The organism is Streptomyces sp. NPDC047130 (assembly GCF_040643475.1).
Taxonomy (GTDB): domain Bacteria; phylum Actinomycetota; class Actinomycetes; order Streptomycetales; family Streptomycetaceae; genus Streptomyces.
Genome location: NZ_JBEYUK010000001.1, coordinates 64,579 through 77,490 on the forward strand (window position 1 = coordinate 64,579; position 12,912 = coordinate 77,490).

At 72.8% G+C, this 12,912-nt stretch carries 11 protein-coding genes and 1 riboswitch; of the genes, 1 reads left to right on the top strand and 10 read right to left on the bottom strand.

Annotation, left to right across the window (positions count from 1 at the left end):
* Positions 1 to 71: 71 nt before the first annotated feature.
* Positions 72 to 1,082 carry a polyprenyl synthetase family protein gene (locus tag ABZ836_RS00280; protein ID WP_361138033.1) on the bottom strand — a complete coding sequence of 337 codons (1,011 nt, stop codon included), beginning with the start codon at positions 1,080 to 1,082 and terminating at the stop codon, positions 72 to 74.
* Positions 1,083 to 1,507: 425 nt separating this feature from the next.
* Positions 1,508 to 1,685, top strand: a riboswitch (cyclic di-AMP (ydaO/yuaA leader).
* Positions 1,686 to 1,690: 5 nt separating this feature from the next.
* On the opposite strand from ABZ836_RS00280, the gene ABZ836_RS00285 reads away from it, so the two are divergent.
* Positions 1,691 to 2,203: a transglycosylase SLT domain-containing protein gene (locus tag ABZ836_RS00285; RefSeq protein ID WP_361138035.1), complete on the top strand. Its 513-nt coding sequence runs from the start codon at positions 1,691 to 1,693 to the stop codon at positions 2,201 to 2,203.
* Here ABZ836_RS00285 and ABZ836_RS00290 read toward each other — a convergent pair.
* The 9 genes from ABZ836_RS00290 to ABZ836_RS00330 form a co-directional block, all read right to left on the bottom strand.
* Entirely contained in the window at positions 2,197 to 3,063 is an 867-nt protein-coding gene (locus ABZ836_RS00290) for an HAD family hydrolase (protein WP_356128487.1), read from the bottom strand. The two genes, ABZ836_RS00285 and ABZ836_RS00290, sit on opposite strands and share 7 nt — an antisense overlap.
* 95 nt (positions 3,064 to 3,158) lie before the next feature.
* Positions 3,159 to 5,015 carry a DNA helicase RecQ gene (gene recQ / locus ABZ836_RS00295; protein WP_356128490.1) on the bottom strand — a complete coding sequence of 619 codons (1,857 nt, stop codon included), beginning with the start codon at positions 5,013 to 5,015 and terminating at the stop codon, positions 3,159 to 3,161.
* A gap of 194 nt (positions 5,016 to 5,209) precedes the next feature.
* A complete protein-coding gene (locus tag ABZ836_RS00300) occupies positions 5,210 to 5,674 on the bottom strand; it encodes a VOC family protein (protein ID WP_356128493.1) in 465 nt (154 codons plus the stop codon).
* Positions 5,675 to 5,724: 50 nt separating this feature from the next.
* Positions 5,725 to 6,834 carry an EamA family transporter RarD gene (gene rarD, locus ABZ836_RS00305; protein WP_356128496.1) on the bottom strand — a complete coding sequence of 370 codons (1,110 nt, stop codon included), beginning with the start codon at positions 6,832 to 6,834 and terminating at the stop codon, positions 5,725 to 5,727.
* 135 nt (positions 6,835 to 6,969) lie between these two features.
* A complete protein-coding gene (locus ABZ836_RS00310; protein WP_361138038.1) occupies positions 6,970 to 8,022 on the bottom strand; it encodes a 2-oxoacid:ferredoxin oxidoreductase subunit beta in 1,053 nt (350 codons plus the stop codon).
* Positions 8,015 to 9,910, bottom strand: a complete 1,896-nt coding sequence (locus ABZ836_RS00315) for a 2-oxoacid:acceptor oxidoreductase subunit alpha (protein WP_356128502.1) — start codon at positions 9,908 to 9,910, stop codon at positions 8,015 to 8,017. Before ABZ836_RS00315 ends, ABZ836_RS00310 begins: the two co-directional genes overlap by 8 nt.
* 184 nt (positions 9,911 to 10,094) lie before the next feature.
* Complete coding sequence (locus ABZ836_RS00320) at positions 10,095 to 10,754, bottom strand: response regulator transcription factor (protein ID WP_356129193.1); 660 nt, start codon at positions 10,752 to 10,754, stop codon at positions 10,095 to 10,097.
* Between the two features lie 108 nt (positions 10,755 to 10,862).
* Positions 10,863 to 11,540, bottom strand: a complete 678-nt coding sequence (locus tag ABZ836_RS00325; RefSeq protein ID WP_361138040.1) for a sensor domain-containing protein — start codon at positions 11,538 to 11,540, stop codon at positions 10,863 to 10,865.
* A gap of 4 nt (positions 11,541 to 11,544) precedes the next feature.
* Positions 11,545 to 12,717, bottom strand: a complete 1,173-nt coding sequence (locus ABZ836_RS00330) for a sensor domain-containing protein (protein WP_356129195.1) — start codon at positions 12,715 to 12,717, stop codon at positions 11,545 to 11,547.
* Positions 12,718 to 12,912: the final 195 nt, after the last annotated feature.

Below are 12,912 nucleotides of genomic sequence, written 5' to 3' on the forward strand. Positions count from 1 at the left end.
GGCGCTTCGGGCGCGGGAAGGCCGCCTTCGGCGTGCGGAGGCGGCCGGGGCCGCGGCGCGCCCCGGCGGGGTCAGCCCGCCCGGTGCACGACCGCGTCGCACAGGTGCACCAGCGCCGTCCGCGCCTCGCACTCCGGCAGCGGGGTCAGCGCCGCCCGGGCCTCCTGGGCGTACCGCACGGTGTCCGCCCGCGCCTCCTCCAGCGCCGGGTGGGCCCGCAGCCGCGCGACCGCGTCCGCGAGTCGCGCCTCGTCCGTCAGGTCGGAGTCCAGCAGCTCGCACAGCTCGACGTCCTCCGCCAGCCCCAGCCGCGCCACCCGCTCGCGCAGGCGCAGCACCGGCAGTGTGGCGATGCCCTCGCGGAGGTCGGTGCCGGGGGTCTTGCCGGAGTCCGAGGACTCCGAGGCGATGTCCAGGACGTCGTCGGCGAGCTGGAACGCCACGCCGAGCCGCTCGCCGTACTGGGTGAGCACGTCCACGACCTGGTGGTCGGCGCCCGACATCAGCGCGCCGAAGCGGCAGGCGACCGCGACCAGCGAGCCGGTCTTGCCGGCCAGCACGTCGAGGTAGTGGTCGATGGGGGAGCGCCCCTCGGCCGGGCCGGCGGTCTCCAGGATCTGGCCGGTGACCAGGCGCTCGAACGCCTCGGCCTGCACCCGCACGGCCTCCGGCCCCAGGTCGGCCAGGATGTGCGAGGCCCGCGCGAACAGGAAGTCGCCGGTGAGGACCGCGACCGAGTTGCCCCAGCGGCTGTTGGCGCTGGGCACCCCGCGGCGCACCTCGGCCTCGTCCATGACGTCGTCGTGGTAGAGGGTGGCGAGGTGGGTGAGCTCGACGACCACTGCCGAGGGGACGATTCCCGGGGCGTCCGGGTCCCCGAACTGCGCGGCGAGCATCACGAGCAGCGGACGGAACCGCTTGCCGCCCGCCTTCACCAGGTGCTGCGCGGCCTCGGTGATGAACGGGACCTCGCTCTTGGTGGCTTCGAGCAGACCTTCCTCGACGGCCGCCATCCCGGCCTGGACTGCGGCCTCCAGCGCCTGGTCCCGAACCCTCAGCCCGAACGGCCCGACCACGGTCACGAGGGGTCTCCTGTCTGCTGGTGTGTGCTGACGATTACACGGATTGTCGATAGGTCATTGCCATCACCCCACTCAGCGTATCCGGTCGGCTTTCGATCACCGACAGCCCCCACCCGCCAGATGGCCGGAGACACCCCTGTCCGGTTTAGCAGGGTTGTGCAGGGTCTTTCCTCTTAACGGCTTTTGGCCCGCCAATGGCCGATCCGTGACATGAGCCACAGGCCCGAGTGGTCGAGGGAATGACCCCGGCGGCTCGAACTCGCGCCTCGCGGAGGCCGGTTGGGGTGGCCCGGTGCGGGCGGGCGAGGGGCAAATCACCCGTAACCATGATCAAGGGGCTTGATCGCCAGAGTTCGTACTTGTTTCGGACATCCGCTCTCACATACGTTTCGCGCCAGCCGGGTGGAACGCCGAGTCCTGCCGCCGTCCGGCCCTCACCGATCCATTCCACGCACGGCAGGAGCGGGGGACCCAGGTACACCGCCGGACCGGAGCGCGCTCCGGACGGCTCGGGGTGAAGCCCGTCGCCCGCCAGGGCGATCGGCCGGGCAGCCTTTCTGGCCCGAACCCGACAGCTCACCTCGCAGGCGCCGGAAAGGAAGAGCGCAATGTCCCGTCTCACCCGTACCGCCTCGGCCCTGGCCGTCGCCGCGGCCGTCGTCGCCGCCCCGGTCGTGGGCGCCACCGGCGCCTGGGCCGCCGAGGCCCCGGCCGCCCAGACGCAGGCCGCCCAGGCGCAGGTCGCCCAGGGTGCGGTGGCCGTCGCCCCGGGCAACAAGGTCACCCACCTGGCCGCCACCCAGGACAACCTCGACGGATGGATCCGCGAGGCCCTCGCCGTCATGGCGAAGCACGACATCCCGGGCACCTACGAGGGCATCCACCGCAACGTGATGCGCGAGTCCTCGGGCAACCCGCTGGCCATCAACGACTGGGACATCAACGCGATCAACGGCATCCCCTCCAAGGGCCTGCTGCAGGTGATCGACCCCACCTTCGACGCGTACCACGTCGAGGGCACCGAGCCCTCGCCGTTCGACCCGGTCGCCAACATCGTCGCCGCCTGCAACTACGCGGCCGACCGCTACGGCTCGATCGACAACGTCAACGGTCCCTACTGACCGGCCCCGTCGCCCGTGGCGCACGGGGACGGGAACAACCGCTCGAGGACGACGGCCACGCCGTCGTCCTCGTTGGTGGTGGTGACCTCGTCGGCCACCGCCTTCAGCTCGGCGTGCGCGTTGGCCATGGCGACGCCGTGGGCCGCCCATCTGAACATGGGCACGTCGTTGGGCATGTCGCCGAAGGCGATGGCGTCCTCCGGGCCGAGGCCCAGCCGGGACGCGGCCATGGCCAGGCCGGTCGCCTTGGTGACGCCGTGCGGCTGCAGCTCCACGGTGCCGGGGCCGGACATCGTCACCGTGGCCAGCGAGCCCACCGCGGCGGCGGCCACCGCGGTCAGCTCGTCGTCGGACAGCCGGGGATGGGACAGCAGCACCTTGGTGATGGGCCGCTCCCACAGGTCGTCGCGCCGGCCGACCCGCACCGAGGGCAGCGTGGGCCGCGCCATCCGGTAGCCGGGCTCGATCAGCGTGAGCCCCCGGACGCCGTCCTGGTCGACGGCCGCGTACACCTGGCCCACCTCGGCCTCGATCTTGCCGAGCGCGGTCTCCGCCAGCTCCCGGTCCAGGGTCATCGACCACACCAGGCGGTCCCGGTCGGCGTCGTAGAGCTGCGCGCCCTGGCCGCACACCGCGAAGCCGCCGCCGATCCCGGCGAGCAGGCCGCGGACCCGCGGCGCGGGGCGGCCGGTCACCACCAGATGGCGGGCCCCCGCCCTGGCCGCGCACCCCAGTGCGGCGCGGGTGCGGGGTGAGACGGTGTCGTCGTCACGCAGGAGCGTGCCGTCCAGATCGGTGGCGACGAGCGCGTACGCGGGGAGCGCACGGGAGGGGGGCGCATAGGCGGCGGGTGCGGGCATGAACAGAGAATACGGATCCTCCGGCACGCCCCTGTGACGGGTTGACAGCTCACCGTGATGTGTGCAATAGGGCGTTGGTCATCTCATCTGAGCGATCAGGCGTCCAGCGAGGCCAGCAGTTCGACCACGCTCTCGCCGTGGGTGGCCAGCTTCTTCTCGCCGATGCCGCTGATCCCGCGCAGCTCCTCCACCGAGGAGGGGCGGGCCGCGGCGATCTCGCGCAGCGTGGCGTCGTGGAAGACGACGTAGGCGGGAACGCCCTGCTCACGGGCCCGCTCGGCCCGCCAGGCGCGCAGCGCCTCGAAGACCGGCTGGAGCTCCTCGGGCAGCTCGGCCGCGGCCGCCGCGGCCTTGGCCTTCCGCTCGCCGCGGGCGGAGGGCACCTTCTTGGGCTCCTTGCGCATCGGCACCTGCCGCTCGCCGCGCAGCACGGCGGCGCTGCCCTCGGTCAGCACCAGCGTGCCGTACTCGCCCTCCACCGACAGCAGGCCCTGGGCCAGCAGCTGGCGGATCACGCCGCGCCACTCGCCCTCGGCCAGGTCCTCGCCGATGCCGAAGACCGAGAGCTGGTCGTGGTCGAACTGGATCACCTTGGCCGTGCGCTTGCCGAGCAGGATGTCGATGATCTGGGTGGCGCCGAACTTCTGGCGCCGCTCGCGGTCCAGCCGGACCACGGTGGACAGCACCTTCTGCGCGGCCACCGTGGCGTCCCAGGTCTCCGGCGGGCTCAGGCACGTGTCGCAGTTGCCGCAGTGCTCCTCGGCGGCCTCCTGGCCGAAGTAGGCGAGCAGCTGGGCCCTGCGGCACCGGACCGTCTCGCACAGCGCCAGCATGGCGTCCAGGTGGGCCTGGGCGCGGCGGCGGAAGGACTCGTCGCCCTCGCCCGAGAGGATCATCTTCCGCAGTTGGACGACGTCGTTGAGGCCGTAGGTCATCCAGGCCGTCGACGGCAGCCCGTCGCGGCCCGCGCGGCCGGTCTCCTGGTAGTAGCCCTCGACCGACTTCGGCAGGTCCAGGTGGGCCACGAACCGCACGTCCGGCTTGTCGATGCCCATGCCGAAGGCGATGGTCGCCACGACCACCAGGCCCTCCTCGCGCAGGAACCGGGCCTGGTGCGCGGCGCGCGTCCTGGAGTCCAGGCCCGCGTGGTACGGCACCGCGTCGACGCCGTGGGAGGTCAGGAACTCGGCGGTCTTCTCGACCGAGTTCCGGGAGAGGCAGTAGACGATGCCGGCGTCGCCCTGGTGCTCCTCGCGCAGGAAGGCCAGGAGCTGCTTCTTCGGCTCCGCCTTGGGCACGATCCGGTACTGGATGTTCGGCCGGTCGAACCCGGCGACGAAGTGCCGCGCCGAGCCGAGGCCGAGGCGGCGGGTGATCTCCTCGTGGGTGGCTCGGGTGGCCGTCGCGGTCAGGGCGATCCGCGGGACGTCCGGCCAGCGCTCGCCCAGCACCGACAGGGCGAGGTAGTCGGGGCGGAAGTCGTGGCCCCACTGGGCGACGCAGTGCGCCTCGTCGATGGCGAAGAGGGAGATCCGGCCGCGGGAGAGCAGGTTGAGCGTGGACTCCAGGCGCAGCCGCTCGGGGGCCAGGTAGAGCAGGTCCAGCTCACCGGCGAGGAACTGGGCCTCCACCACCCGCTGCTCGTCGAGGTCCAGGGTGGAGTTGACGAAACCGGCGCGCACGCCGGCCGCCCGCAGGGCGTCGACCTGGTCCTGCATCAGCGCGATCAGCGGGGAGACCACCACACCGGTGCCGGGGCGGACCAGGGCGGGGATCTGGTAGCAGAGGGACTTGCCGCCGCCGGTGGGCATCAGGACGACCGCGTCCCCGCCCGAGACGACGTGCTCGACCACGGCCTGCTGCTCGCCGCGGAAGGATTCGTAGCCGAAGACCTTGCGCAGCGTCTCGAGGGCGGGGGCCTCCGCGGGGCCGCCCGCGTCCGTCTCCGTCATGGTTGCCGTGGTCACACCTGTACCGCCTGTCCCTGCCGTCCGTAGCCCTGCCTCCACCATAGGGGGACGGACCGACGGGCCCGGAGTTTTCCACAGGCCCGCACGGACTCGGGGGCCGCGCGGGCCGAGGGAACGCGCGGGGTCGAGCAACGCGCGGGCCGGGAAAACGCGCGGGCCGAGGGGCCCGCACCGGCTCAGTGGACGCAGAACTCGTTGCCCTCGGGGTCGTACATCACCGTCCAGGCGCCGCCCTGCTCGCGGACCTCGCGCAGCACCCGCGCGCCCAGGGCGGTGAGCCGCTCCACCTCCGCGGCGCGCACGCCCTCGCCGGGGTGGAGGTCGAGGTGCAGGCGGTTCTTGACCGTCTTCGGTTCCGGAACCCGCTGGAACAGCAGCCGACGCCCCAGCCCGGTGCCGGACTCCTCGTCGTACGGGTCGTCCGGGTGCCGGACCGCCGCCAGGTTCCGCCACGCCGCGCGGCCCCGCCACTCCAGGGTGGCCTCGGCCGGCACCACCCCGGCGGCCAGCAGCTTCTCCACCAGCGGGGCGTTGTCCTCGGGGAGGTAGCGCAGCGCGGCCGCCCAGAAGTCCGCCAGGGCGTGCGGGTCGGCCGCGTCGACGACGAGCTTCCAGTGGACAGGCGTCGTGGGTTCCGTCATGCCACCACTCTTACGGGTGGTGAGCGGGCGTGCGCAACCGGAACGCGTGATCAGGCGGTGCGCTCCCGTGACCCCGCCGCGCCCGCCTCCGGGAGGGCCGCCGCCGCACCGGTCTCCGGCACCGACGCCGCACGCGCCTCCGGCACCGACGCCGCACGCGCCTCCGGCACCGACGCCGCACGCTCCGGCACGGCCGCCGGGTCGGCCGGGCCCACCACCGGGGCCGTGGCCACCGCCGCGGCGGCCGCCTCCCGCAGGGCGCGGGCCGAGCGGCGGGCGGTGCGCAGCGCGTCCCAGGTGAGCAGGGTCAGCGCGAGCCAGACCAGGGCGAAGCCGGCCCAGCGCTCCGGCGGCATGGCCTCGTGGAAGTAGAGGACGCCCAGCGCGAACTGGAAGACCGGGGCCAGGTACTGCAGCAGGCCCAGCGTGGACAGCGGGACCCGGATCGCGGCGGCGCCGAAGCAGATCAGCGGCACGGCGGTGACCACACCGGTGGCGGCCAGCAGCGCGGCGTGCCCGGCGCCCTCGGTGCCGAAGGTGGAGCTGCCCCGGGACCCCAGCCACAGCAGGTAGGCGAGGGCGGGCAGGAACTGGAGTGCGGTCTCCGCGGCCATGGACTCCAGGCCGCCGAGGTTCACCTTCTTCTTCACCAGGCCGTACGCGGCGAAGGAGAACGCGAGGGTGAGGGAGATCCACGGCAGACGGCCGTAGCCGACGGTCAGCACCACCACGGCGGCCAGGCCGATGCCGACCGCCGCCCACTGGACGGGGCGCAGCCGCTCCTTCAGCAGGAGCACGCCGAGCGCGATGGTGACCAGCGGGTTGATGAAGTAGCCGAGGGAGGCCTCGACGACCTGCCCGGCGTTGACCGCCCAGATGTAGACGCCCCAGTTGACGGTGATCACGGCCGCGGCCACGGCGATCAGCGCCAGCTTGCGCGGCTGGCGTATCAGCTCGCCGGCCCAGGCCCAGCGGCGTATCACCAGGAGGATCGCGCCGACCAGCACCAGCGACCAGATCATGCGGTGCGCCAGGATCTCGGCGGCGCCGGAGGGCTTCAGCAGCGGCCAGAAGAGGGGGACCAGGCCCCACATGCCGTAGGCGGCGAATCCGTTCAGCAGACCGATCTTGTTCTCGTTCCGCGGCGCCGGCTGGGGCATGTCTCCTCCTTCTGCATGCCTCGCTCCCGCAGCGTCGGCACGTTCGGAAGGTAACGTCGCGCGACCCCGCTGTCATTCCCGTATCGACATACGGTCCTGACAGGGGGTCGCGCGGGGCGCACCGGGTCAGCCGGCTCAGCCGGTGACGGTCCAGGTGTCGCTGCCGGCGAGCAGCGCCCCCAGGTCGCCCTCGCCCTGCCGCTCGACGGCGTCCTCCAGCTGGCGCGCCATCAGCGTGTCGTACACCGGGCGCCGCACCGACCGCAGGACGCCGATGGGCGTGTGGTGCAGGGTGTCCGGGTCGGCCAGGCGGGAGAGCGCGAAGGCCGTGGTCGGCGAGGCGGCGTGCGCGTCGTGGACCAGGACCTCGGCCTCGTTCTCCGGCGTGACGTCGACCACCGCCAGGTCGCCGGAGGCCCGGTCGCGGACCACCCCCTTGGCGCCGTCCGCGCCGAAGCGGATCGGCTGCCCGTGCTCCAGGCGGATCACGGCCTCCTGCGCCTGATCCCGGTCCTTGATCACGTCGAAGGCGCCGTCGTTGAAGATGTTGCAGTTCTGGTAGATCTCCACGAGCGCCGTGCCCTCGTGGGCGGCGGCCTGCCGGAGCACCTCGGTGAGGTGCTTGCGGTCGGAGTCCACCGTCCGCGCCACGAAGCTCGCCTCCGCTCCCAGTGCCAGGGACACCGGGTTGAAGGGGGCGTCCAGCGAGCCCATCGGGGTCGACTTGGTGATCTTGCCGAGCTCCGAGGTGGGGGAGTACTGGCCCTTGGTCAGTCCGTAGATCCGGTTGTTGAACAGCAGGATCTTCAGATTGACGTTCCGGCGCAGGGCGTGGATCAGGTGGTTGCCGCCGATGGACAGGGCGTCGCCGTCACCGGTGACCACCCAGACGCTCAGGTCCCGCCGCGAGGTGGCCAGGCCGGTGGCGATGGCCGGGGCGCGGCCGTGGATGGAGTGCATCCCGTAGGTGTTCATGTAGTACGGGAAGCGGGAGGAGCAGCCGATGCCGGAGACGAAGACGATGTTCTCCTTCGCCAGCCCCAGCTCCGGCATGAACGCCTGCACGGCGGCGAGGATCGCGTAGTCGCCGCAGCCCGGGCACCAGCGGACCTCCTGGTCCGACTTGAAGTCCTTCATCGTCTGCCGGCCGTCCGCCTTGGGGACCAGCTGGAGCAGGTTCTCAGCCATCGATGGCCTCCTTCAGCGCCGCGGCGAGCTGCTCCGCCTTGAACGGCATGCCGTTGACCTGGGTGTGGGAGCGGGCGTCGACCAGGTACTTCGCCCGGAGGAGGGAGGTGAGCTGGCCCAGGTTCATCTCCGGGACCACCACCTTGTCGTAGGCCCGGAGCACCTCGCCGAGGTTCGCCGGGAACGGGTTGAGGTGCCGCAGGTGGGCCTGGGCGACCGCGTGGCCGATGCCGCGCAGCCGGCGCACCGCCGCCGTGATCGGCCCGTAGGTGGAGCCCCAGCCGAGGACCAGGGTCCGGGCGTCGCCGTCCGGGTCGTCGACCTCGACGTCCGGCACCGCGATGCCGTCCACCTTGGCCTGGCGGGTGCGCACCATGAAGTCGTGGTTGGCCGGGTCGTAGGAGATGTTGCCCGTGCCGTCCTGCTTCTCGATGCCGCCGATCCGGTGCTCCAGGCCCGGCGTGCCCGGGACCGCCCAGGGGCGGGCCAGCGTCTCGGGGTCGCGCTTGTACGGCCAGAAGACCTCGACGCCGTCCTCGGTGGTGTGGTTCGGCCCGTCGGCGAAGGCCACCCGCAGGTCGGGCAGATCGGCCACCTCCGGGATCCGCCAGGGCTCGCTGCCGTTGGCGAGGTAGCCGTCGGAGAGCAGGAAGACCGGGGTGCGGTAGGTCAGGGCGATCCGGGCGGCCTCCAGCGCGGCGTCGAAGCAGTCCGCCGGGGTGCGCGGCGCGACCACCGGGACCGGCGCCTCGCCGTTGCGGCCGTACATCGCCTGGAGCAGGTCCGCCTGCTCCGTCTTGGTGGGCAGGCCCGTCGACGGGCCGCCGCGCTGGATGTCCACGATCAGCAGCGGCAGCTCCAGCGAGACCGCGAGGCCCACCGTCTCGGACTTCAGCGCCACGCCCGGGCCGGAGGTGGTGGTGACCGCCAGCGAACCGCCGAAGGCCGCGCCGAGCGCGGCGCCGATGCCGGCGATCTCGTCCTCCGCCTGGAAGGTGCGCACGCCGAAGTTCTTGTGCCGGCTGAGCTCGTGCAGGATGTCGGAGGCCGGGGTGATCGGGTAGGAGCCCAGGTAGAGGGGCAGTCCGGCCTGGCGGGAGGCCGCGATCAGGCCGTAGGAGAGCGCCAGGTTGCCGGAGATGTTGCGGTACCGGCCGGGCGGGAACGCCCGCGAGGCCGGGGCCACCTCGTAGGAGACGGCGAAGTCCTCCGTGGTCTCACCGAAGTTCCACCCCGCCCGGAAGGCCGCGATGTTCGCCTCGGCGATCTGCGGCTTCCTGGCGAACTTCTTCCGCAGGAAGGCCTCGGTACCCTCGGTCGGCCGGTGGTACATCCAGCTCAGCAGGCCCAGCGCGAACATGTTCTTGCTCCGCTCGGCCTCCTTCCGGGTGAGACCGAATTCCTTGAGCGCCTCCACCGTGAGGGTGGTCAGCGGCACCGGGTGCACCTGGTAGCCGTCCAGCGAGCCGTCGGCCAGCGGGTCGGCCGCGTAGCCGACCTTCTGCAGCGCGCGGGGGGTGAACTCGTCGGTGTTGACGATGATCTCCGCGCCGCGCGGCAGGTCGGCGAGGTTCGCCTTGAGCGCGGCCGGGTTCATGGCGACCAGCACGTTCGGTGCGTCGCCGGGGGTGAGGATGTCGTGATCCGCGAAGTGGAGCTGGAACGAGGAGACGCCCGGGAGGGTGCCTGCGGGGGCGCGGATCTCGGCGGGGAAGTTGGGCAGGGTCGACAGGTCGTTGCCGAAGGACGCCGTCTCCGAGGTGAATCGGTCGCCGGTGAGCTGCATCCCGTCACCCGAGTCACCCGCGAAGCGGATGACCACCCGTTCCAGCCGGCGGACGTCCTTCGCCGCTGCCGGTTCACGCTCTGTACTGACCTGGCTGGTCACTGAACTGGACCTCCCTGGGCGGCATGTGCGGGAGCCGCCTCGGACCGGTGGCCCCGCTTCAACCCTAAGTCTGTAAGGGCTGCCTTCCTGTGTCATTCGCTCGGACTCGCATGGCGCTGGAGCGCGGCGCCGGACGCTGCTGACAAACTGTCAGTAGCGGCCCGGCCTCCAGGGTGGCACCGGCTCAGGAGTTCAGGTAGGTGAGGACGGCGAGAACCCGGCGGTGATCCCCGTCACTCTGCGCCAGGCCCAGCTTCATGAAGATGTTGCTGACGTGCTTCTCCACCGCTCCGTCGCTGACCACCAGCCTGCGGGCGATCGCCGAGTTCGTCCGGCCCTCCGCCATCAGCCCCAGCACCTCCCGCTCGCGCGGGGTCAGCCCCTCCAGCACGTCCTGGCGGCGGCTGCGGCCGAGGAGCTGGGCCACCACCTCGGGGTCCAGCGCCGTCCCGCCCCCGGCCACCCGGACCACCGCGTCGGTGAACTCGCGGATGTCGGCCACCCGGTCCTTGAGCAGGTAGCCCACGCCCCGGCTGGAGCCGGCCAGCAGTTCGGTGGCGTACCGCTCCTCCACGTACTGCGAGAGCACCAGCACGCCCACCTCGGGATGGTCCTTGCGGATCCGGACGGCGGCCCGCACCCCTTCGTCCGTATGGGTGGGCGGCATCCGCACGTCGGCCACCACCACGTCGGGCAGCTCCTTCCGCGCGGCGAGGTCCGAGACCGTCCTGACCAGTCCCTCGCCGTCGCCGACCCCCGCGACCACCTCGTGGCCCCGGTCGGTGAGCAGCCGCGTCAGCCCCTCACGCAGCAGCACCGAATCCTCGGCGATGACGACCCGCACCCTGTTGTCCTCCGCGTTCTCCACGAGCCCAGCATCCCAGCAACATCACAGCGGCGGGGGCGTTTCCGCCCCCGCCGGTCACACCCCCGCGCCCCGTCGGCGCGGCCGTCAGCGCGCGGTCCGCCCCGAGGGCCCGAGCAGGCCGCGGGCCAGCGCCGCGTCGACCGCGGCCGTCGCGCGCGTCGTCCAGGCCGCGCCCAGGGTCACCGCCGCGCCCACCAGGCAGGCCACCAGCAGCTCGAGCGGCGTGGAGCCCCACAGCGAGCCGTCGCCGAAGAGGTGGATCTCCCGGTTGTCGGCCGGCAGCGTCCAGTACCAGAGGGGCAACGTCAGCAGCGCCGGTCCGGCCGTCCACAGGGTCACCGTCACGGTGAAGGAGACCACCGCCCACGGCAGGTGCACCAGGGCGTACAGCGCCTGCCGCCAGGTCGACCCGCTGCGCAGCACCGCGCCGCACCAGGCGACCGGCCGCGGCGCGTCCCCGCGCGGCTCCAGGGGCTCCGGCGCGGCGACCCGCACGCCCAGCAGCAGCCGCACCCGGGCCCGCTCCGCCGTGCCGAGCAGACGGCAGCCGACCAGGGCCAGCACCAGGACCGGCAGCCCGATCACCGTCACCAGCAGTCCGGCGCCCAGCGACAGGGCGGTCACCACGTAGGTGAACAGCACGACGGCGACCGGCAGGTTGAGCAGCGAGTGCAGGACGGCCAGGGCGGTGGCGGGGTCCAGCAGCGGGGCCAGCACCGCGGGGGCGTGGGCGGTCCGCTTCCAGGGGTGGACGGCGGTCATGGCGTCAGCCTTCCTTCGTCAGGGTGACGGGCCGGTCCCGCCAGGGCAGTTCGGCGGTGACCGTGGTCGGTCCGCCCTCGGGCGAGTCCACGACGAACACGCCGTCCACCGCGCCCAGCCGTTCGGCCAGCCCCGCCAGGCCCGTCCCGGCGTCGAGCCGCGCGCCGCCCCGGCCGTCGTCGTGGACCTGGAGCATCAGCCGGTCCCCGGAGCGCCACACGTCCACCGAGGCGGTGCGCGCCCCGCTGTGCTTGCTGACGTTCTGCAGGAGCTCCGAGACGGTGAAGTAGGCGATGCCCTCGACGGCCTCGGCCGGCCGGCTCTCCAGCTCCACCGACACCCGCACCGGAACGGTGCAGCGGGACGACACCGAGGACAGCGCCGCGTCCAGACCCCGGTCGGTGAGCACCGCCGGATGGATGCCGCGGGCCAGGTCGCGCAGCTCCTGGAGGGCGAGCTTCACCTCGCCGTGCGCCTCGTCGACCATGGCCGCGGCGGTCTCCGGGTCCTCCAGCAGCTTCTCCTTGGCCAGACCCAGCCCCATCGCCAGGTTGACCAGCCGGGCCTGGGCGCCGTCGTGCAGGTCGCGCTCGATGCGCCGCAGGTCGGCGGCGGCGGTGTCGATCACGACGCCCCGGTCGGACTCCAGTTCGGCGATCCGCCGCTCCAGGTCGGGGGAGGGCGACAGCAGGCCCCGGACCATCGCCCGGTCCACCGTCGTCATCGCGCGCACCAGATAGGGGAGCACCGGCCACAGCACGAACAGGCCGGTCAGCGTCACCGTGAAGGTGACCACCCCCCAGGGCAGCCGGATCAGCTGGTAGAGCATCGACCGCCAGCCCACCGGGTCCTTCAGCGCCGTCCACAGACGGGTGAAGAACCCGTTCGAGCGGCTGTGCGACCGCAGGGGGCTCGGCTCGTCGATCCGCAGGCCCAGCAGCCCGCGGGCCCGGCCGCGCTCCAGCCCGCCCAGCAGCCGCGCGCCCATCAGGGCCAGCGCGACCAGCGGCAGCCCGATCGCGGTGACGGTCAGTCCGGCCGCGGTCGGCAGCACGACCATGGCGTAGGTGAAACCGACCACGGTCACCGGGAGGTTGCTCAGCAGGAAGGCGATCTCCCGCCAGGTGTAGGCGTCGTAGGCCGGGCGCGCCGGAGGGAGGCGGTCACCGTCCGGCAGCGGGGCCGGGACCGGTGCCGCCGGGGACGAGGCCGGCAGCGGGGCCGGGACCGGTGCCGCCGGGGACGAGGCCGGCAGCGGGGCCGGAGTCGGTTCGGTGGTCATGGGCCCAGACTGCCCGCCGGGAGTCGGCCCGCGCCATGAGGCGGCCCTGCCGAGCCGTACGGGGGAAAACCCCACCACCGCACCCGGACG

Excerpts from the sequence above, each read along its gene's own strand:
- ABZ836_RS00285 (WP_361138035.1), top strand. The coding sequence starts at position 1,691 with ATGTCCCGTCTCACCCGTACCGCCTCGGCCCTGGCCGTCGCCGCGGCC.
- ABZ836_RS00290 (WP_356128487.1), bottom strand. The coding sequence starts at position 3,063 with ATGCCCGCACCCGCCGCCTATGCGCCCCCCTCCCGTGCGCTCCCCGCG.
- recQ (WP_356128490.1), bottom strand. The coding sequence starts at position 5,015 with ATGACGGAGACGGACGCGGGCGGCCCCGCGGAGGCCCCCGCCCTCGAG.
- ABZ836_RS00300 (WP_356128493.1), bottom strand. The coding sequence starts at position 5,674 with ATGACGGAACCCACGACGCCTGTCCACTGGAAGCTCGTCGTCGACGCG.
- rarD (WP_356128496.1), bottom strand. The coding sequence starts at position 6,834 with ATGCCCCAGCCGGCGCCGCGGAACGAGAACAAGATCGGTCTGCTGAAC.
- ABZ836_RS00310 (WP_361138038.1), bottom strand. The coding sequence starts at position 8,022 with ATGGCTGAGAACCTGCTCCAGCTGGTCCCCAAGGCGGACGGCCGGCAG.
- ABZ836_RS00325 (WP_361138040.1), bottom strand. The coding sequence starts at position 11,540 with ATGACCGCCGTCCACCCCTGGAAGCGGACCGCCCACGCCCCCGCGGTG.